Annotated in this window: 18 protein-coding genes, 1 tRNA gene and 1 pseudogene; 9 read left to right on the top strand and 11 right to left on the bottom strand. The window is 65.6% G+C overall.

Translation table 11 applies throughout. The features are described 5' to 3' along the window. Positions 1-36: 36 nt before the first annotated feature. Positions 37-621: a nitroreductase family protein gene (locus HMPREF1868_RS03740; protein WP_009278710.1), complete on the bottom strand. Its 585-nt coding sequence runs from the start codon at positions 619-621 to the stop codon at positions 37-39. Between the two features lie 92 nt (positions 622-713). On the opposite strand from HMPREF1868_RS03740, the gene deoC reads away from it, so the two are divergent. Both deoC and HMPREF1868_RS03730 read left to right on the top strand, forming a co-directional pair. After that, positions 714-1,424, top strand: coding sequence for a deoxyribose-phosphate aldolase (gene deoC / locus HMPREF1868_RS03735; RefSeq protein ID WP_062530578.1), 711 nt, complete (start codon positions 714-716; stop codon positions 1,422-1,424). Positions 1,425-1,789: 365 nt separating this feature from the next. Continuing rightward, a complete protein-coding gene (locus HMPREF1868_RS03730) occupies positions 1,790-2,641 on the top strand; it encodes an Abi family protein (protein ID WP_255353936.1) in 852 nt (283 codons plus the stop codon). A gap of 329 nt (positions 2,642-2,970) precedes the next feature. Here HMPREF1868_RS03730 and HMPREF1868_RS03725 read toward each other — a convergent pair whose 3' ends face one another. Both HMPREF1868_RS03725 and HMPREF1868_RS03720 read right to left on the bottom strand, forming a co-directional pair. Continuing rightward, the gene (locus HMPREF1868_RS03725) at positions 2,971-3,771 is read right to left on the bottom strand and encodes a Cof-type HAD-IIB family hydrolase (protein WP_009278706.1); all 801 of its coding nucleotides are present in this window, start codon (positions 3,769-3,771) and stop codon (positions 2,971-2,973) included. Positions 3,772-3,957: 186 nt separating this feature from the next. After that, positions 3,958-5,118, bottom strand: coding sequence for a pyridoxal phosphate-dependent aminotransferase (locus HMPREF1868_RS03720; RefSeq protein ID WP_062530574.1), 1,161 nt, complete (start codon positions 5,116-5,118; stop codon positions 3,958-3,960). Between the two features lie 485 nt (positions 5,119-5,603). Between HMPREF1868_RS03720 and nrdD the strand changes: the two genes are divergently transcribed. The 3 genes from nrdD to HMPREF1868_RS03705 all read left to right on the top strand — a co-directional run bounded on the left by nrdD (position 5,604) and on the right by HMPREF1868_RS03705 (position 8,583). Next, positions 5,604-7,826 (top strand): anaerobic ribonucleoside-triphosphate reductase, encoded by a 2,223-nt coding sequence (nrdD, locus tag HMPREF1868_RS03715; RefSeq protein WP_062530573.1) that lies wholly within the window; start codon positions 5,604-5,606, stop codon positions 7,824-7,826. A 204-nt stretch (positions 7,827-8,030) separates the two neighbouring features. Continuing rightward, positions 8,031-8,321 carry a hypothetical protein gene (locus HMPREF1868_RS03710; protein WP_009278703.1) on the top strand — a complete coding sequence of 97 codons (291 nt, stop codon included), beginning with the start codon at positions 8,031-8,033 and terminating at the stop codon, positions 8,319-8,321. Next, a complete protein-coding gene (locus HMPREF1868_RS03705) occupies positions 8,314-8,583 on the top strand; it encodes a type II toxin-antitoxin system RelE/ParE family toxin (protein ID WP_062530571.1) in 270 nt (89 codons plus the stop codon). The genes HMPREF1868_RS03710 and HMPREF1868_RS03705 overlap by 8 nt, the downstream gene beginning before the upstream one ends. Positions 8,584-8,761: 178 nt before the next feature. Here HMPREF1868_RS03705 and HMPREF1868_RS03700 read toward each other — a convergent pair whose 3' ends face one another. The 3 genes from HMPREF1868_RS03700 to HMPREF1868_RS03690 form a co-directional block, all read right to left on the bottom strand. After that, entirely contained in the window at positions 8,762-10,138 is a 1,377-nt protein-coding gene (locus tag HMPREF1868_RS03700) for a histidine kinase dimerization/phospho-acceptor domain-containing protein (RefSeq protein ID WP_062530569.1), read from the bottom strand. Next, the gene (locus HMPREF1868_RS03695) at positions 10,135-10,860 is read right to left on the bottom strand and encodes a response regulator transcription factor (RefSeq protein ID WP_062530564.1); all 726 of its coding nucleotides are present in this window, start codon (positions 10,858-10,860) and stop codon (positions 10,135-10,137) included. The genes HMPREF1868_RS03700 and HMPREF1868_RS03695 overlap by 4 nt, the downstream gene beginning before the upstream one ends. Positions 10,861-11,231: 371 nt before the next feature. Beyond that, the gene (locus HMPREF1868_RS03690; RefSeq protein WP_062530563.1) at positions 11,232-11,558 is read right to left on the bottom strand and encodes a C39 family peptidase; all 327 of its coding nucleotides are present in this window, start codon (positions 11,556-11,558) and stop codon (positions 11,232-11,234) included. A gap of 1,022 nt (positions 11,559-12,580) precedes the next feature. Between HMPREF1868_RS03690 and nrdG the strand changes: the two genes are divergently transcribed. Together nrdG and HMPREF1868_RS03680 are read left to right on the top strand one after the other, a co-directional pair. Then, positions 12,581-13,129 carry an anaerobic ribonucleoside-triphosphate reductase activating protein gene (nrdG, locus tag HMPREF1868_RS03685; protein ID WP_062530561.1) on the top strand — a complete coding sequence of 183 codons (549 nt, stop codon included), beginning with the start codon at positions 12,581-12,583 and terminating at the stop codon, positions 13,127-13,129. A 3-nt stretch (positions 13,130-13,132) separates the two neighbouring features. Further along, on the top strand, positions 13,133-13,369 hold the full coding sequence (locus HMPREF1868_RS03680; protein WP_062530559.1) for a hypothetical protein: 237 nt from the start codon (positions 13,133-13,135) through the stop codon (positions 13,367-13,369). A gap of 321 nt (positions 13,370-13,690) precedes the next feature. Here the strand turns inward: HMPREF1868_RS03680 and HMPREF1868_RS03675 are convergent, their stop codons facing one another. Beyond that, positions 13,691-14,641 (bottom strand): type III pantothenate kinase, encoded by a 951-nt coding sequence (locus HMPREF1868_RS03675; protein ID WP_062530557.1) that lies wholly within the window; start codon positions 14,639-14,641, stop codon positions 13,691-13,693. A 151-nt stretch (positions 14,642-14,792) separates the two neighbouring features. Here HMPREF1868_RS03675 and HMPREF1868_RS03670 point away from each other — a divergent pair, with 151 nt between their 5' ends. Both HMPREF1868_RS03670 and HMPREF1868_RS03665 read left to right on the top strand, forming a co-directional pair. Then, a complete protein-coding gene (locus HMPREF1868_RS03670) occupies positions 14,793-16,496 on the top strand; it encodes an OPT/YSL family transporter (RefSeq protein ID WP_062530555.1) in 1,704 nt (567 codons plus the stop codon). A gap of 507 nt (positions 16,497-17,003) precedes the next feature. Continuing rightward, entirely contained in the window at positions 17,004-17,186 is a 183-nt protein-coding gene (locus HMPREF1868_RS03665) for a hypothetical protein (protein ID WP_062530554.1), read from the top strand. A gap of 488 nt (positions 17,187-17,674) precedes the next feature. On the opposite strand, the gene HMPREF1868_RS03660 is transcribed toward HMPREF1868_RS03665, so the two are convergent. The 4 genes and pseudogenes from HMPREF1868_RS03660 to HMPREF1868_RS10120 form a co-directional block, all read right to left on the bottom strand. Beyond that, positions 17,675-18,067 carry a Lin1244/Lin1753 domain-containing protein gene (locus HMPREF1868_RS03660; protein ID WP_062530553.1) on the bottom strand — a complete coding sequence of 131 codons (393 nt, stop codon included), beginning with the start codon at positions 18,065-18,067 and terminating at the stop codon, positions 17,675-17,677. Between the two features lie 318 nt (positions 18,068-18,385). After that, positions 18,386-18,471, bottom strand: a tRNA-Leu gene (locus tag HMPREF1868_RS03655). 407 nt (positions 18,472-18,878) lie between these two features. After that, on the bottom strand, positions 18,879-19,166 hold the full coding sequence (locus HMPREF1868_RS10125; RefSeq protein WP_072500486.1) for a DUF4258 domain-containing protein: 288 nt from the start codon (positions 19,164-19,166) through the stop codon (positions 18,879-18,881). A gap of 72 nt (positions 19,167-19,238) precedes the next feature. After that, positions 19,239-19,460 (bottom strand): annotated as a pseudogene (locus HMPREF1868_RS10120) (phage minor capsid protein); the annotation flags it as partial. Between the last annotated feature and the right edge of the window lie 47 nt (positions 19,461-19,507).

The raw sequence follows: 19,507 nt of genomic DNA, 5'->3' as shown, positions 1-19,507 counted from the left end.
GCCCCTTTGGCTACGCGCCGGCGACGGTGGTCACCCCTAGGCCAAGAGCTCCTCCACGGAGAGCTTGGGCACGTGGTTGACTCGTTCCTCGTCATGCCAATAGGCAAGTCCGCCGACCCCATCGGCATCCTCGAGGCGCACCTCCTCGGCAGGCCAGCCCACCGCGACGAGCAGCAGGCACGCCAGGCCCCTCTCTCCCAGGCCCAGGACCTGGTCGAGCTCGGGACCATAGCTCTTTATCATGCAGGCTCCCAGGCCGCGGGCGCTCGCGGCGAGCGCGATCGCCTCGGCGGCTATGCCTGCGTCGACGTTGCGGATGGGGAGCTCCGCCATCTCTGACGGCGCACAGACGGCGAGGTATGCCGTGGGCCTCTCGCCCGGCTCAGGACCGTCCCAGTCCTTGATGGCGGCCGCCCAGCGATGGGTCGCAAAGGTCGCCGCGACCTCCTCCGGCTCGAACACCAGGCGGAAGCGCAGCGTCTGGGAGTTGTTTGCGGTGGGAGCCAGCCGCGCCGCGGCAACCAGCCCCAGGAGCCCCTCCCTGCCCACGGGCCTCGACCCGTCGAACCTCCGGATGCTCCTCGCCTGCCTCAGCAGCCCCTCGAACTCGTCCGCTCGCATCTCTTCCCCTCTCGCCTTGACCCTGCTGCGAGCATACTCGTGGAAGTGGGCCGCACCCGCGGGCGCGGCAAGACGAAACAAGGGAGAGACGCATGACACGCTACACCCTGGACGAGCTCTGCCGCCTCGTGGACCACACCAACCTCCACGCAGACGCCCGCGAAGCGGACATCCTGCGCCTCTGCGACGAGGCGAGGAGGTACCACTTCGCCATGGTCGCCGTGAACCCCGTGCAGTCCGCCCTCTGCGCCTCAGCCCTCGCGGGCACCGACGTGCGGGTAGGAGCGGCGATCGGGTTCCCCCTGGGCCAGGTCTCCGTCGCGGCGAAGGTCTTCGAGACCAAGGACGCCCTGGCCTCCGGGGCGAGCGAGATAGACTACGTGGTCAACCTCACCCAGGTCAAAGAGGGCAGGTGGGACTACGTCGCCGACGAGATGCGGCAGATGGTCACCACCTGCCACGAGGCGGGCGTCCTCTGCAAGGTCATCTTCGAGAACTGCTACCTGGGCCTGGAGGAGAAACTCGCGCTCTGCCAAATCGCGCGAGAGGTGGGGCCCGACTTCGTGAAGACCTCGACCGGCTTCGGCAGCGGCGGCGCCACCGTGGAGGACGTGCGACTGATGGTGGCCAACGTGGGCGAGAGGGTCAAGGTCAAGGCGGCGGGTGGCATCCGCGACGCCGACTCCTTCCTCGCGCTGGTGGCAGCCGGTGCCCGCAGGATCGGCTGCTCGGCGGGGATCCCCATCATGGAGGAGCTGCACCGCCGGCTCGATGCCAGCGGCGCAGCGTGTCTCGAGCTATAGGGACGTCAAGCGCATGGGGGCGCTGGTTCCCAGCTGCGACAAGAGTGGCATGGGATGGCCTCATCCCAGACGGAAGGTCTAGGGCATGGCTTGCAAGGAGGCGACGTTCGAGCTCAAGGGTTTGCTCACTCGGAAAAATTAAAGTGGATTTTTGCACTGCCGGAACTTTGCACGGGTATAGTAATGACAGCGGTATTGATGTGGTGACCCCACGGGGCCCACGTCCGAGAAGGCGGCTGCCCATACGGGTGGCCGCCTTTCTCTTGTTGGAGGAGCAATGGGAAAACCGTTCCTGACGATACGGCAGCAGGTCGAACTTCTGGAGAAGCGAGGCATGGAGACGGACTCCGAGACCCCCAACGATTTTGCGGAGGGAAGGGTACTACTCGGTCGTGAACGGCTACAAGGACCCGTTCATCGATCGCGGCGCGACAGCACGCGCAAGCGACGACAGGTACGTCCGCGACGCAAAGTTCTCCGACATGTATGCCCTGTTCGAGTTCGACAGGTCCCTGAGGGAGCTGACGTTCCACTACCTCATCCGGGCCGAGTCGACCGCCAAGACGGCTGTGGCATACTGCTTCTCCGACGTCCACCGGGACCGAGATGCCTATCTCCTCCAGGACTGTTACTGCACGCGCGACGAATACGCACGGGCCGGGATGAACGCAGCCCGCTACGCGGACGAGATATCGGGCCTCGTGAGCATCCTGTCAAAGACGCGACGGAATAGCAACGCCGAGTTCATCAAGCACTACCGCGACGAATATGGCGACGTGCCCCTATGGGTCCTGAGCAATGGCCTCACCTTCGGAAACATCGAGCACTTCTTCAACCTGATGAAACCTGATGAGAAGGCGTCGGTCTGCAAGATGATCGTCCAGTCGACGAACAGGGTCGGCAGTAACCTCGGGTACCTCAGTGTCGATAAGGTCAGAGTGGCACTCGAGGCCCTCGTCAAGTTCCGCAACATATGTGCCCATGATGAGCGGTTGTACTGCGCCGTGGTAGGCGGCCGAAAGCAGATCAACTACGGGCGCATGGTCTGGCACCTTGAGTGGTTTCTCACGGATGCCGAGTTCAATGAGTACATCGCGAGTCTCGTCCACCGTCTTAAGGATGGAATAGACGGAAACGAAAAGGTTGCAGCCGTCCTCGAACCACTAGGGTTCACGGAGCTCAGCAACCAGCTGGCACGCCGTTGGGGCGTCAACTAGATGAAAGCGAACCAAGTGGAGAAGCTAGACCCCCCGCACGCGACCTTGACGGGCTCGTACGGGGGGGATAACCACCAGGGCAGGAAGTCGACGCCCCTATGGCACGACTGCGCAGCAGCCGTCCGTGCTGGACCCGAGGCACCACAGGCTCAGATGGCCCGAGGGAGGCCCTCCATGGGCTTCCCGTCGCTCAACGACGGAGGGAGTTGCAGGTTCTCGCGCGCACGACCACCAACGCCCGCGCGAAGAACCGCGATGCGAGAAACGCTCTAGGGCAATCGCCTCAGAAGTATCGGGCGCACTCCCGGAGGGGAGCCGAAACCGTGCCCTTACGCCTCGGTCACGAGTCCCAGCCTGAAGCAGGCATTGTAGATGCCGCCCTCGTCCACGTCGTCGGTGACATAGTCGGCCTGCTCGCGAACGTCGTCGTTGGCGTTGCCCATGGCGATCGAGGTGCCCACCACGCCAAACATCTCGAGGTCGTTGCCGCCGTCGCCGAAGCAGATCGCCTCGTCGGGAGCGATGCCGTACTCGTCGAGCAGGCGGCGCACCGCGCGCGCCTTGCCGCCGTGGCGGGGGAAGGCGTCCACGAAGTGCGGCGACCAGCGGGTGAGGCGCATGTTGCTGGTGGCGTTGGTCACCACGTCGGTCTGGCCGGGTGCCAGGAAGATGTTGAGCTGGAAGATCTCATTGTGGAGGGCCTGCTCGATGTCCCCCTCCTCGAAGCTGAGCCCGGCGGCCTCCTCCACGGCGCGCACCTTGTCATCGTGCCCGCTCACGTAGCAGCGGCCGCGCTCCATGAAGAGGCATTCGTAGAGGCCGTCCCTGACCTGCTGCACCACCGTCGCGACGTCGGCGGGGTCCAAGGCCTCGGCATGCAGGACGTCATCGCGAGTGACGATCATCTGGCCGTTGAGGAGGATGAAGGCCTCCAGGTTGTCGATGGGGATCTCGTCCACCTGGTAGGGGGGACGGCCCGTGGCGAGGAAGCACTTCACGCCGGCCTTCCGGAGCTCCGAGAGGGCGATCTGCGCGGAGTCGGGAACCTGGTGGGTCTTGAACGAGAGCAGGGTGCCGTCTGCGTCGAAGAAGGCGGCCTTGACCCTGCCGGGTGTGTTCCAAAGTGGCATCTTGCGTTGCTCCTAGCGTCTTTGGCCGACCGGTCATGTATGTTAGTCGGCCAAAAAATTGTAGGGGGCAAGCCACGAACGGCCCAGACCGCTCGACGAACGACACGATATGAGCAATTTTCCGCCCTTTTATGCAAACATGACGGAGAGGGGCACCAAAGCGCGCCGCCAGCCCCTCTCCCCTGCCTAGAGCCCCGAGGAGGCGATAGCTCCAACCGCCCGGCGTATGCGCTCGGGGGGCATGACCAGCGCGAAGCGCACGTAGCCCTCCCCCGCCGGGCCGAAGCTCGCACCCGGGCAGACGATGACGCCGGAGCGCTCCATGAGCTCCAGGGTGAAGGCCACGGAGTCGCCGCGGCCGTGGGGCAGGCGCGCCCAGACGAACATCGTGCCGTGCGCGTTGGGACGCTCCCAGCCTATGGCCTCGAGACCGTCGCAGAGCGCGTCCCTGCGCTGCTGGTAAAGCAGGCGCTGTTCCTCCACCTGGTCACGGGGTCCCCTGAGGGCGGCGATCGCCGCGTCCTGCTCGGGGAAGAACATGCCGAAGTCGACCTGGCTGCGGAGCTTGCGCGCCGCCGCCACGACGTCGGGCCGTCCCACCAGGAAGCTCAGGCGTGCCCCGGTGACGTTGAAGGACTTCGAGAGCGAGAGGAACTCCACGCCCACGTCGAGCGCGCCCTCGTACTGCAGGAAGCAGCCGCCCGCCGGGCCGTCGAAGACGATGTCGGAGTAGGCGTTGTCATGGATCACGACGATGTCATGGGCGCGGGCGAAGTCGATGACCTCGCGGTAGACCTCGGGCGTGCCCACCGAGCCGACGGGGTTGGCGGGGAGCGAGACCACCATGTACTTGGCACGGTCGGCGACCTCGTCGGGGATGTCCGCCACGTGGGGCAGAAAGTCGTGCTCGGCCGTGAGCGGGTAGTACCAGGGCTCGGCCCCGGCCAGGAGCGTGCCCGCCTGGAAGACGGGGTAGCAGGGGTCGGGGATGAGCGCCAGGTCGCCAGGGTCGGCGAGCGCGGCGCAGACGTGGCCCATGCCCTCCTGGGTGCCGCGACAGCTCATCACCATGTCGGGCTCGATGCCCGCCACGCCGAAGCGGTCGCGGTAGTAGTCGCAGACGGCCCGCGTCAGCTCGGGCTTGTCGTGCAGACTGTACTTCCAGCTGTCCGGGTCTTGGGCGCTCCTCACGAGGGCGTCGACCACGTGCTGGGGCGGCCTGAAGTCGGGCGTCCCCACGGAGAGGTCGAAGACCTCCCGGCCCTCCGCCTCGAGGGCGCGACGACGCGCGTTGAGCGTGGCGAAGACCTCGCTGCCAAACAGGTCGAGCCTCTTAGAGAACTGCATGCGCCTCTCCCCTCGCATTGCCGTCACGGTGCCGGAGACGTCCCGGCGCCAGCATTCTTGCACGCGAACTTTGCCGACGTGTGACGGACGGCGCCCGAACAATGCGCGGATGTGCGCAAATGCACGACGCGCAATCCGTTTGGGCCCCCAGGACGCACGGTACGCAATCCGTTTGGGCCCCAGCCGTGTTGGCACCCCGCCCCTCTCCCCCAAGGATGGCGCTTCCGCCCGCCGTCGGCGAGCGGTGGGGGGCGTACACAAACTCATCAGACGCCCCTCTCGCCTTAGTTAAATGTTTTTATCAGAACCAATTGCGGGAGCTGGGGCTCGGCAGTTATCAACAGACTTATCGACCAACTATCAACAATATCTAGTGGCAAAGTAAATCAAATGCCCCAAGTTGTTGTGGTAGTCTTGTCCTCGCATCCAATAACTCGGCGGTGTGCCCAACCAGCTGCGAACCAGCGATGACGAAGGCGGAAGCAATGAAGATCATCAAGCGCAACGGCTCCGAGGTCCAGTTCGACCTCAGCAAGATCGAGAACGCCATCAAGGCAGCCAATGCGGAGGTGCCCGCCAACGAGCGCCTCACCGACCGCGAGGTGCGCTTCGCCTCCCTCAACGTCGAGGACGCCTGCCGCCAGGCCGGCCACACCGTGACCGTCGAGGAGGTCCAGGACCTCGTCGAGGACCAGCTCATGGCGCTCGACAGGTTCTCCGTGGCCCGCAAGTACATCATCTACCGCTACGTGCAGAACCAGAAGCGCCACAAGAACACGACGGACGACAAGATCCTCTCGCTCATCGAGAGCAACAACGAGGAGGTTAAGCAGGAGAACTCCAACAAGAACCCCTCCGTCGTCAGCGTCCAGCGCGACTACATGGCCGGCGAGGTGTCGAAGGACCTCGCCATGCGCGAGCTGCTCCCCCGCGAGGTCGTGGACGCCCACAACGAGGGCATCATCCACTTCCACGACGCGGACTACTACGCACAGCACATGCACAACTGCGACCTCGTGAACCTCGAGGACATGCTCCAGAACGGCACCGTGATCAGTGGCACCATGATCGAGAAGCCCCACAGCTTCTCGACCGCCTGCAACATCGCCACGCAGATCATCGCCCAGGTGGCCTCCTGCCAGTACGGCGGCCAGTCCATCTCGCTCGCCCACCTCGCGCCTTTCGTGGACGTGAGCCGCAAGAAGATCCGCCGCCAGGTCTTCGCCGAGATGGAGGCCATCGGCGCCCACCCCACGCCCGAGCAGATCGACCAGCTGGTCGAGAGGCGCCTGCGCGAGGAGGTCGCGCGCGGCGTCCAGACCATCCAGTACCAGGTCGTGACCCTCATGACCACCAACGGCCAGGCGCCCTTCATCACCGTATTCATGTACCTCAACGAGGCCAGGGACGAGCAGGAGAAGCATGACCTCGCGCTTTGCATCGAGGAGATGCTACGCCAGCGCTACCAGGGCGTGCGCAACGAGGCCGGCGTGTGGATCACCCCTGCCTTCCCCAAGCTCATCTACGTGCTCGAGGAGGACAACGTCCGCGAGGGCAGTGAGTACTTCTACCTCACCAAGCTGGCCGCCAAGTGCACCGCCAAGCGCATGGTGCCCGACTACATCTCCGAGAAGAAGATGCGCGAGTACAAGCTCAGCAAGGGAGAGACCGAGGGCAACGGCGACTGCTACACCTGCATGGGCTGCCGCAGCTTCCTGACCCCTGACCGCACGGGCAACGGCTACGACAACGTCGCCCACGCCAAGAACTGGGAGCCTGGCAAACCCAAGTACTACGGCCGTTTCAACCAGGGCGTCGTGACCATCAACCTGCCCGACGTGGCTCTCTCGGCCCAGGGCGACGAGGGATGCTTCTGGCAGATCTTCGACGAGAGGCTCGAGCTCTGCCACACCGCTCTGCGCTGCCGTCACGACCGCCTCGCCGGCACGCTCTCTGACGCCGCGCCCATCCTCTGGCAGTACGGCGCGCTGGCCCGCCTGGACAAGGGCGAGAGCATCGACAAGCTGCTCTACGGCGGCTACTCCACCATCAGCCTGGGCTACGCGGGCCTCTACGAATGCGTCAAGGCCATGACCGGCCACAGCCACACCGACCCCGAGGGCACCGACTTCGGCCTGGCCGTCATGCAGAGGATGAACGACAAGTGCGCCGAGTGGAAGGCAGCCGAGGACATCGACTACTCCCTCTATGGCACGCCCCTGGAGTCCACCACCTACAAGTTCTCGAAGTGCCTCCAGAAGCGCTTCGGCAAGGTGAAGGGCATCACGGACCACGGCTACATCACGAACTCCTACCACGTGAACGTGCGCGAGGACATCGATGCCTTCACCAAGCTGCAGTTCGAGAGCCAGTTTCAGCGCCTCTCGCCCGGCGGCGCCATCAGCTACGTCGAGGTGCCCAACATGCAGGACAACCTCGAGGCCGTCATCCGCGTGATGCAGTTCATCTACGACAACATCATGTACGCGGAGCTCAACACCAAGAGCGATTACTGCCAGGTCTGTGGCTACGACGGAGAGATCCAGATCGTCGAGGACGACGGCAAGCTGGTGTGGGAGTGCCCCCACTGCCACAACCGCGACCAGTCCAAGATGAACGTCGCCCGCCGCACCTGCGGCTACATCGGCACGCAGTTCTGGAACCAGGGTCGCACGGAAGAGATCAAGGACCGCGTGCTGCACCTGTAGGCAGCCGGGGCGGACGTTTTAGTCCGCATGACATCGCGCGCTCGCAACCCGCGCCGTGCCTGGAAGCTTCCAGGTACGGCGCGAGTTTCTTCACCGTGGACTTCGCAAGTCAGATGCCCTTTGCAGCGCAGAGACAAGATGCTTTCTTTTGATATCTAAAATAGTACTGTATATGGTATCTATTCCAAGGAAAGGAGCGAGGGCATGACAACCATCTATTCCTCCGCCGCCCTCAAGACCCGACAGCGAGAGGTCAAGGATGCCGCGCTTCATGACGTGGTCCACATCACGGAGAACGGCAACGGAGCGTTCGTGCTCATGAGCGAGGAGATCTTCGAGCGGCGACTGCAGGAGGCGGCGGAAGGAGCCGCATACGAGGAGAGGCTTCGTGCATGCCTGAGGAACGGGAGGGCAGACATAGAAGAAGGCCGCTACGTGGAAGGCATGGAGGCATTCTCTGATGCCCTCGACAAGAGGCTCGCACGGCATGGCTAGACTTCTGTTCGCGGAACAGTTCATTGATGACGCAGAGACCATCTACACGCCAAGGCTCGCAAGCCGCCTGGAGCAAATCCTGCGGATGGTCGAGTCGTTCCCGCTGAGCGGCAGCAGCGACCTTCCTGATTCCATCCGCCGCGAATTTGGAGACGGGACCAGAAAGTGCTCTCTCCCACCCTTCGACCTGATCTACGAATACGACGAGAAGGACGATGCCGTAACGCTCATGGGCATCATCCCCCAACGCCGCATGTGGTGACGAGGACCCTGCGCAAGGGCACATCACAAGTACAAATGGGTGTAAGTCGACGTGGATTGACGGCGACCCACAGGGCCGATCAACACGCACCCGGCAAGGCCGGACCAACAAGACGGGAGGGGGAGCAGGGGCCAAGGGGCTCCCACCCCACCTCCCGGTCCATCCGGCACCTCGGCGCCTACAGCACGGTGGTCGCCTCGTCCTCGGAAGGGCACTGCCTGGAATCATCCGTGTCCGCGTCCATGCTGGCAGCGACACCCGCATCCAGCGGTAGCGTGAGCTCCACCTTGAAGAGGTCCGCGTCCACGTCCAGAGAAAGGCTGCCGCCCTGGAGTTCCATCAGGCTCTGCGCGATGGAGAGCCCCAGGCCCGAACCCTCGGTCGTACGCGACGAGTCACCGCGCACGAAGCGCTCCAGCAGCTCCTCGGCGCTCACGTCGAGCGGGGCGGCGGACACGTTCTTGAGGCTCATGCGCGCGACGCCCTCCCCTGGGGCGAGGCTGACGTAGACGCGCGTCCCTGGCTGTCCGTACTTCGCCACGTTGCCCAGCAGGTTGTCCAGCACGCGCCCCATCAGGCGCCCGTCCGCCCTCACCGCAAGGGGCAGCTCGGGCAGCCTGTCCACGAACTCCAACCCCGCACCCTCGATCCTCTCGCCCCACTCGCCGAGCGCCTGCGAGAGGAGCACGCCCGCGTCCATGGAGACTAGGTCGACCTGGACGTTGCCCGTCTGTGCCTTGGAGGCCTCGATGAGGTCCTCGATGAGCTTCTTGAGCCGTGCGGACTGCCTGCCCAGCACGTCGGCGCACTCGGCCAGCTTCTGCTCGTCTCGCTCGCCAGGCTCGAGGACGAGCTCGGACGCGAGCAGGTCCGCATAGTTGATCACCGAGGTCAGGGGCGTCTTGAGGTCGTGGCTCACGTTGGTGATGAGCTCGGTGCGCATGCGCTCGGCACGAGTCTTGACCTGCTCGGCCTCGAGGGCCTCTCGCAGCGCCCGCGCACGCTCCTCCGCAGCCGCCGATGCGGCGCCAGCCACCTGGTTGAGCCGCTCGGACATCTCGACCAGGTCCCCCCTCATCTGGCCCACGTCCACCTGGGCCTCGAAGTCGCCCTGCGCCAGGCGAGAGACGACCTCCCCCAGCTCCGCCAGGCGCGCCTGGCGCTCGCCGAGCATCACGAACGCGAGCGAGAGCGCGACGAGGTAGGCGAAGATCACCAGGGGCGTCAGCTCCGAGGCCAGGCCGAGGACGAGCCCCAGCACGATGCCACAGAAGGCGAGCGCCCAGCGCCAGAGGTGGAGCCATGCCACGCGGATGTCATCCTCCATGTGCCAGCGACGCCGCGAGACAAGCAGACCCGCCACGAGCGCCGCGTCGAGCGTGACCAGCAAGACGAGCTCCCCGTTCATCGTGAAGCCGGATCCGTTGAGCGTCAGGTAGACGTAGTGCAGAAGCGGCATGAGAATGACGAGCGAGAGTGCCCCCACCACGCACGCCGACCAAACCCAAATCGCGCCTGCGTTCTCGTTCGCCGACTCGATGCCGTTGCGTCTCATCTCTGGCCTCCCATCATGTAGCCGCGTCCCCAGACCACCCTGAGGTAGCGTGGGTTGGCGGGGTCGATCTCGATCTTCTCCCTGAGGTGGCGCACGTGGACCGCCACCGTGCCCTCGCTGCCGCAGGCCGGCTCGCCCCACACCGCCTCGTAAATCTGCGCCGGGCTGTACACGTGCCCCTGGCGGGCCATGAGGAAGCGGCAGATGTCGTACTCCTTGGGCGTCAGCGCCGCGGGCTCGCCGTCCACGGTAACGCGCTTGCCCGCGTCGTCCAGCTCGATGCCGCCCAGGACGAGGGCGTCGGAGCCCGCCGGGCCGTCTGCCATGTCGGAGCTGCCTCCCAGCCTCGTGTAGCGCCTGAGGGCGCTCCGCACTCGGGCGAGCAGCTCGGCGGGAACGAAGGGCTTGGTCACGTAGTCGTCCGCCCCCAGGTCGAGGCCCAGGACCTTGTCCGCGTCCTCTCCCTTGGCGGTGAGCATGATCACGGGGGCGTTGGTGAGGCGGCGAATCTGCACCAGGGCCTCGGAGCCGTCCATGACCGGCATCATCACATCCAGGAGGACGAGGTCGATGGGCTCCCCCGCTTCGATGCCCGCCCTCACCGCCGCCACGGCCTGCCTGCCGTCGTAGGCAGCGTGGAGCTCGTAGCCGGGGTCGTTCAGGTAGATCCTGAGAGCGCCGACGATGTCGTGGTCGTCGTCCACCAGGAGGATGCGCTGCATGTCGTTCCTTCCTCATACGTCGCTGGCGGTGGGGCCCTCCTGCGGTCGGAGCCCTTCCGTCCGGCGGGAGCCCCTGTGCCCCGCAACCTTTATACGCGAGCAGGGTGTTAAGGGGCTAGGACGCAAACGCAGAAGACTTTCTTAAGGCTGGCAGGGGGGCGAGAGAGGCGCGGGCGCGCGGAATCCCGTTCCGGACATCCTGCGGCACGCATGGCGCACGTGGCCTGCATGGCGTGCGTGACGCGCAATCCAGCCATAGACTGCGCTCCTCTCGCTTGCGACCTGCGCATTCTCCGAATCCCGCGCAAACCACGCATGACCTGCGAGCCGGGACGCCACCCAACGCACGGCCTGCGCCCAACCCCCCCGCGTCACGCGTTCCGAAGGGCCCACAGCGCCTGCACCTGCCCTGCAAGCCGCTCGTAGCTCCAGAGCATCTTGGACCGGGACCTGCTGTTGGGGTCGCGCACCACAATCGAGTCCCCGTCCATACCCGCAAGGACGACGAAGTGCCCCGTGGTCGTGAAATCCCCTGGCCCCATGACGCAGATGACGGGGTTTCCCGCCTCGAGGTTGGCGCGCACGCGACCCTCGTCCAGCGGGAGCTCCGTCACGTCGAGTCCCAGGAGGCTCCCTCCCTCGGGTATGAGGCTCCACTCGCTGCCGTCCGCCCGACGCGAAGCCGTGCGCCGTGGCAAACTCCACCGCCTCGCGCGGCGAGAAGGAAGGGTCTCCCGTCAGGTAGACGTACGCCATCGACAGGCAGGTGGGACCGCAGCCAGAGAGGGCGAGGTACTGGCCGGCATACCATTGGTAGCCCCAGCGCTCGTCCCACTGGAGCAGCAGCGGCACCTCCCGCGACCCCACCAAGGACGAGAGGTCGACCGGCTGCACGAGCTCGTGCTTCGCCGCGTAGTCAAGGACGAAGCGGCGCGCCTCGGGGTTGCGGGCGTAGAGCTCGACGAGCTCTGCCGGGGTCCCTTCGGGCGGTCGCGCCAAGGAGCAGCCCCCCTCCTGCCAGGCAAGCCAGAACGCCGCCAGGGCAAGGAGAGCCAACGGGACCAAGGCGGCAAGGAGCGCACGTGCGACGAGCCGCTCCACAAGCGCGGGGTCTCCCAGCACGAGGTCCCTGAGCATGGGCCGCCACGTCCTGCGCGCGGGGCGCCTCCGCAGGTCGCACCACGCCCCGCGCCCGAAGCCCTGCCGGCACCGGCGCCACATCCCGCACGTGGAGCCCCTGCGTGCCAGCTGCCAATCGCCGTCCCGAGCTTCGCGCACGACAGCGCCCCCTGCCCTCGCGTACATCCAGACCTCCCCCACCCGCAGGCCAACGTTCCAACTACCTGCGTTTATACGGGTAGGGCAGCTTAAGGAGCCAGGGTCCAAGCGCGAAAGACTTTCTTAAGGCAGGCAAGGCGAGAGCTGCGCGGAATCCCGTGCCGAACGTCCCGCAACACGCGTGGCGCATGAGCCAACCCGCGGCATCCGGAGCCTCCGACATGGGAGTCCCACGGCTCGCGTGGTGCGCAAAGCAGCCGTAGCCTGCGCGCCTCTCGCCCGTGAACTGCGCATTCTCCGAATCTTGCACAAACCATGCGCGGCTTGCCCCTTCTCCGAATCCCGCGCAAACCATGCGCGGTCTGCGCGCGCAAGCGGCGCCGCCAGGCCAGCCCCAGCCGTGCAGCGCCTATACTGGGTGCACCGCGACCGAGGGAGCCCCATGAACTACGCGACCATCAAGTACTTCGACATCGCCAACGGCACGGGCGTGCGCACCACGCTCTTCGTCTCGGGCTGCCGCCTGCACTGCCCCCACTGCTTCAACGAGGAGGCCTGGGACTTCAACGCAGGAAAGACCTTCGATCGCGCGACGGAGGACAAGATCATCGCCAGCCTCGAGCCCGACTTCGTGGACGGGCTCTCCATCCTGGGTGGCGAGCCCACCGAGCCCGAGAACCAAGCCGGCCTCGTCGACTTCCTCGAGCGCGTGCGCCGCGAGCGCCCTGACAAGGGCATCTGGATGTACAGCGGCCACAGCTGGGAGCAGCTGCGCCCCGGCGGATCCCAGCACACGGAGCACACCGACCGCATCCTCGCCTGCCTCGACGTGCTGGTGGATGGTCCCTTCGTCCAGGACCTATACGACATCACCCTGCGCTTCCGCGGGTCGTCCAACCAGCGAATCATCGACGTCCCCGCCTCGCTCGCCGCAGGCGAGGTCGTACCGTGGCAGGACGACCCCGTCTTCGCAACGCACACCATGGAGTAGCGCATGAGAATCTCTGACCTCGGCAGGCCCACCTTCCTCAACCCCCTGACTAGCCTGGACCCGCGCGAGCCGCTGACCTGGCTCATCGTCCTCCTGGCCCTGGCGGCCGTCGCCGCGGTCATCGCCTTCTTGGCCCTGCCGCAGCTCGAGGACCAGCAGCGCCTGGTGCTCGCGGTCGCGCTCTTTGCCATCATCTGGGCCGAGACCTACCTCATGCAGCGCTACCAGCGCCGCAGCTAGACGCGCCGGTGCCTCGCCGTGCCCAGTGCGAGGGCGAGGGTATCCGCTACGCAGACGGCGGCGATTGCGCAGGTCGCATGACGTGACGCCCGCCCGCTGTCGTCGGTTTCCAGGTCGGCGTCGCACTTTGGGTGATTTCAAAATTTGTGTGTGGCCTTCGCTTACAATCGTATTTCTCGGCAAGCCTTCTACCTGCTCTTATGTGTTTTCTAACCTTGTAATACACCCCATCGGGCGAGAAAAACCACATACAACTCTTTGTACGATCCGGTCGGGCGAGCCGCCCTGGGGCGAGAGGAGCCGCATGCCACGCGGCAGCCCCTACCTACGCGCGCGCCTCTGCGCCTGGCCCAGAAGCAGCTGGTGCAGCCCCCGCAGCGTGAGCGTCTGGTCGCAGCTCAGAAGCCCGGACAGCGGCCCCTCTCCCAAAAGGCGCGCCATGTCCTCCGCGCGGGTGCCCGTGAGCACCACCGGAGGCTCGCAGCCCAGCTCGCCCATCACGCGGCCGACCAGCCCCTCGACACGAGCGACCTCCCCCAGCACGATTCCCGCCTGCATGGCCTCGCGCGTGGAGCGGCCTATGACGGAGCTCGGAACCTCCAGCTCCACCTGGGGAAGACGCGCCGCCGCCTGCTTCAGGGCACGCGCGCCCAAGGCCAGACCAGGGGCGATCACGCCGCCCGCAAAGGCGCCGGACGCGTCCACGACCTCGACGTTCATCGTCGTGCCAAAGTCAACCACCACGACGGGCGAGCCGTGGCTCTGACGCGCCGCGAGGGCATCGGCGATGCGGTCGGGCCCCACCTCGGCGGGGTCACGGTAGGCCATGCACATCCCCGTGCGAAGGCCCGGCCCCACCACCAGGGGGCGCACGCCCAGGCTGCGTTCCAAGGCCTGGGCCCAGACGTCGCTCAGAGAGGGAACCACGCAGGAGAGGATCGACGCGACGCGCGTCCGGGCGGCAGCCTCACCGGCACACGGCATAGCGACAGCCCCACCCACGCCACCGCCGGCGGTCGCACCCCCCACGAGCGCTCCGGCGGCAACGCCCCCGCAAAGCCCCTCTCCCCCGCCCAGAAGCTCCAGCACGGAGCCGAGCTGCAGGCAGGCTTCGTCCACCGTGAGACTTTGCGGGGTGGTGAGCTCGCAGGTTCCCAAGGGCTCGTCCGTCTCCCCTGCTGACGCGGCAAAGAGCCCGAAGGAGCTCGTCGTGTTGCCCACGTCCACGGCAAGCGAGACGACCCCCGTCCCGCCTTCCCCGCGCTGACCCATCAGACCATCTCCCTAGCTCGTGACCCATGCGCTACACTCTAGCAAGTCTGTGGCGCTCGTCCGGCCCCGCAGGCGCCCGTAGCAACCCGACTCCTCGCCCGCGCACCGGCGCGTCGGCACAGGGGGAGCGGATATCCTGAAGGGACTGCATATGGACAACGGCACCAGCCGCGCCTCGTGGCGTGGCCAGCTCACCCTGCGCGGAGCGATCATCGGCTGCGTGGGCTGCGCGATCATCACCGCCTCCTCCGTCTACACGGCGCTGCGCCTGGGGGCGCTCCCCTGGCCCATCATCTTCGCGGCCGTCATCTCGCTCTTCTTCCTCAAGCTGCTCGGAAACGCCAGCCTCAACGAGGCCAACGTCACCCACACCATCATGTCGGCGGGCGCGATGGTGGCCGGCGGCCTCGCCTTCACCATACCTGGCGCGTGGATGCTGGGGCTCGCGAGCCAGATCGGCTGGGTCCAGATCTTCCTGGTGGCGCTTGCTGGCACGGGCCTGGGCCTCGTTTGCACGGCCCTCATCCACCGGCACTTCATCGTGGACGCGAACCTCGAGTTCCCCACCGGCAACGCCGCGGCGCAGACGCTCAGGGCCACCGAGGCGGGCGGGCGCACCGGCAGGCAGCTCTTCAGCTCGATGGGCATCGCCGGGACCTACGCCCTGCTGCGCGACGGGCTGCATCTCCTGCCCGCCATGCTGCTGCAACTGCCCATTCCCGGCGTGGCCTTTGGCATCTACAACTCGCCCATGATGCTCTCCGTCGGCTTCCTCATCGGCGGCGTGGCCGTGGCCTGGTGGCTCCTGGGCGGGGTCGTGGCCAACTTCGGCATCGTCGTGGCCGGCAGCGCCGCCGGGCTCTGGGACGTCGCCAGCGCCCAGGGCATCGTGAAGAGCCTGGGCATGGGCCTCATGATGGGATCGGGCGTGGCCGTGGTGGTCAAGGACATCCTGCCCCAGATGGCCGGCGTCGTCCGCGGCCTGGGCTCCGGCGACGCGCAGGGCGAGGACGTGGCCGCGACGACCTCGCTCGTGAGCGGCAACCTCCGCCTCGACGCGGGCATCCTGGGGCTCGCCACCGCGGCGATTGCCGTGCTCGTCTGCTTCGGGCTGCAGCTCGGCCCCATCCCGGCCGTCGCGGTGGTGCTGCTGACCTTCGTCACCACCATCATGAGCGCCCAGTCCTGCGGCCAGACGGGCATCGACCCCATGGAGATCTTCGGGCTCATCGTGCTCCTGCTGGTCTCGGCCTTCGCACGCCTGCAGGAGGTGCAGCTCTTCTTCATCGCCGGCGTCGTGGCCGTGGCCTGCGGCCTGGCAGGCGATGTGATGAACGACTTCAAGGCAGGGCACGTCCTGGGCACCGACCCCCGCGCCCAGTGGCTGGGCCAGGCCATCGGCGGCGTCCTGGGGGCGCTCGTCGCGGCGGGCGTCATGGTCGCCCTGGTGAGCGCCTACGGTCCGGACGTCTTCGGGCCGGACAAGGAGTTCGTGAGCGCCCAGGCCTCCGTCGTAGCCACGATGGTGTCGGGCATCCCCAGCGTACCGGCCTTCGTGCTGGGACTTGCGGGAGGGCTTGCGCTCTATTTCGCCCGACTTCCCGCGATGATGCTTGGACTGGGCGTCTACCTGCCCTTCTATATGAGCGTCACCGCCGCGCTGGGTGCCGTGGCGCGCATCGTCTACGAGCAGGTCAGCGCACGCAGGAACGCGGGCCTCGGCGAGGCGGAACGCCAGGAGGCGGCCGAGAAGGCACAGGAGAGCGGCCTCGTGGTGGCATCCGGACTGCTGGGCGGAGAGTCCGTCATGGGCGTGATCATCGCCTTCGCCTCGATCTTCGCCAGCATGGCGTAGGTGAGAAGGACACGGGACATGGCTCGGGGCGTCGCTCGTGCGGGCGGCGCCCCTTTCTTGTGGCGGTGTCGCCTGGGGAGTGGGGCGTCGCCGTGGAGAGCGGCGGCGTCGCCGCGGGAGGCGCGATGTGGGCGGTTCATCTGCCGCCACGGCATGTCACAGCCACGAGAGTCGCGAAGTGAGTGGTCCACCCGTCGCCGCAAGCGAGAAGTGAGTGATTTCGATCTCTTTTTCGGGAGAGAAACCACCCACTTCGCCCATTACGTATCGCGCACGCGTCGAACGAAGCCGAGGCTCCGACCCAACCGCCCGCTCGCGTCGCGAAGTGAGGTACCTCCGACCAACAACCGGCAGCAACGCTCCATAATGGAGGCAACTTTCACACAAGCGTTGCCACTACGAAGCTGCGAGGTCACTCATGCACTACATCAAGTTGTTTATTACGATGTTCATCGCATCGCTTCTCTCAAACCTCGTTATTGTATTCTTCAGGAAGGACAGGGGCTGATGGCAGTCTCGGAAGCCCAAAAGAGGGCAAGCGAGAAGTATCACAAAGAGAAGGTAAAGCAGACAGCTGTCCGCTTCTACCCTGCCGAGGCCAACCTCTGGGAGTGGCTCAACGAGCAGCCCAACAAGGCGGGATACATAAAGCAGCTCATACGCGAGGACATGGAACGCAAGAGAGGCTAGCCCCGCAACCGACTCTGACTTCTGCGGACTAATGCCATGAAAACATAGAACCCCCTGCCCTCTTCGAGGAGCGCAGCCAGAACTCCGAAGGAGGTCACCGCGACGTTGACGGTGCGGCCGCTTCGCCGCCGAGCGCAGCACGACGCTCTCCCACACGCCCTACACGCTCGCCAACGACAAGCAGATGCAGTGCTACAGGAGCATCTCCGCACGCGCGGGGAGCAGCCGCAATATCCGCATTTGCAAAACCCAGATGATAGTCCTCGTAAAGCGGGGGCCATCGGTTCGAGTCCGATAGCTGGCTCCATGTTTTCGCAGGTCAGGGGCTTGTCCCCTGACCTTTTTCGTTTGCTGCCACGAAAGCTGCCACAATCCTGCCACGGATTTGGGAAAAGTTCTCGGTGGCGGTTCCACACGCTACGCGCACAAAAAAGCCCCCGGCCACGGATTTCCGTAGCTCGGGGGCACGTTTTTTGCGATGGCGGAGGTCATTCCTTCTTGGGCCTTCCGCCGAGGCGTCCGTTCCTGCGGTTCTGCCCGAACCTCTCGGCGTTGCGCATCATCTTCTCGGACGCGACACGACCCTGCGAAAGCTCGTCGGAGGATATGAGCTCGAAGTCCGCCAGGCTTTCCAGGTAGGACATGAGCGCCTTGGTGCCATCGAAGCGGAGCTCGTCGGACAGTATCTCGGCGTCTATCCTCTCGGACACCGGAAGGCAGTGTCCCGTCGCAGACGCCATGAGCTCGCAGACCCGCCACCAGCGCTCGTAGCCCTCGTAGCCGAGAACCCTTATGAGACGGCGGCACTTTATGTCGCCGGCGCTGTTTGCGTCGTGTGAGAAGTAGGCCATCGGGGCGCTGGATGGGTCCTCTGAGCACATGCGGCACCGCCTCCTATTCTTTGCTGCGTTCGTACTCTCCATGAAGTCGGGGCCATCCCCACGCGTACGGGGAGGACCCTCCCACTTGCGCGACTACGCCTTCCAGTCGGTGCGGGGCTTCGGGGTCTCCCCCTCGTCCGCCCGCTCGATCTCTTCCTGCTCGTCTGCCACGTTCGGCTCCAATCTGGCTCGTGCGGGCCAACGATCCCCCTCCCCGTGCGGGGGGGCATGGGAAGCCCACGCCGTGCGGCGGGGGCCGGTCTCCTGGCGAGGGCGGTTTAGCGACTCACCCGGGTCGGGCAGCGCGCGCTTGCCTCATGGTCGGAGCTGCGGGACTCGAACCCGCACGGCCATGGGCCACGTGCTCCTGGGGCACGCGCGCCTGCCGGTTCCGCCACGCTCCGTATGAATGTGCTCGATGTGTGGTATAAGTTCGTTGATGACATTGCAACCCAGGCTAGGAGTCGGGGTGACGGATGTCATTTTTTATGGGTCTAAGACCTCTACCGTGTCGAACGTCCCGTCGTCGGGTTGGATTACCAGTCAGAACGACACTGCTCCAAAACCGGCGTCGAAGGACCCCGGTTGAATTACCAGTCAGAACGACACTGCTCCAAAACTGGTAGTAAAGCTCTAGCGTTCGCTTTAAACCTGCGAAAGGGCATAGAGAATTGCGTCGCAGTCTTGACCATACTCGTTCAGGCCATCGTCCGATAGGCCCCGGAGCTGCAACTCCTCAGTTACCTTGTCATCCGCATCCAGCCACTGCGAATCTGTGAGGGACGATATGTCATGGGGGATACGGAGAGTGTCAAGAATCTGCTCCTGCCTCTTCGTCAGTGCCATACCGCCTCCTCATCTTCTTGTTCGTCGGGTATGCCGTGATTATATCCCTGGTCGTTGGATTGATAACTACTGTGACATCGCTCCCAACAATTTTCTGGGCCTTACGGCCTTGCGAGTCGACCGTAACGGGGAAGGTATGCATTGGACTTGCGATTGCCCTTTTAACCTGTCCGTCTGTGATTCCCCTTTCGGCCATCCGCTCGGCGGCGTGCCTGGTGGCCCTCGGCGCGTTCTTCGCGCCCCTCGGCTGCACGGCGAGCTCCGGGACCCTCTCGCGGCTCGCGTCGCGCCTGATCCACGGCCTCTCTGAGGTGAGCTTGCGGATCTCCTGCTGGCCCTTCCAGATGCGCGCCTTCGCGGCCGCGCGCTCGAGGTCACTCGCGTGCTCGTTGGCGGCCTGCCTCTTGGCGGCGCGCACGTCCGCCTCGAGCGCCCTCTGCCGCTGGGTGTCCCGGTAGACCTCATCGCGGTCCCATCCGGCGTCCCCGTCGGGGTCCTCGCTGAAGGCGTGGCCCATGCCGAGCACCCAGGGCGCGAAGCCGTGGCGGCAGTTGACGCCCCCGTTGGATTACCAGTCAGAACGACACTGCTCCA

Source organism: Olsenella sp. DNF00959 (assembly GCF_001553055.1).
Lineage (GTDB): Bacteria > Actinomycetota > Coriobacteriia > Coriobacteriales > Atopobiaceae > Olsenella_I > Olsenella_I phocaeensis.
The sequence above is the reverse complement of the archived record's forward strand: the minus strand, read 5'-3'. Positions and strand labels throughout refer to the sequence as shown.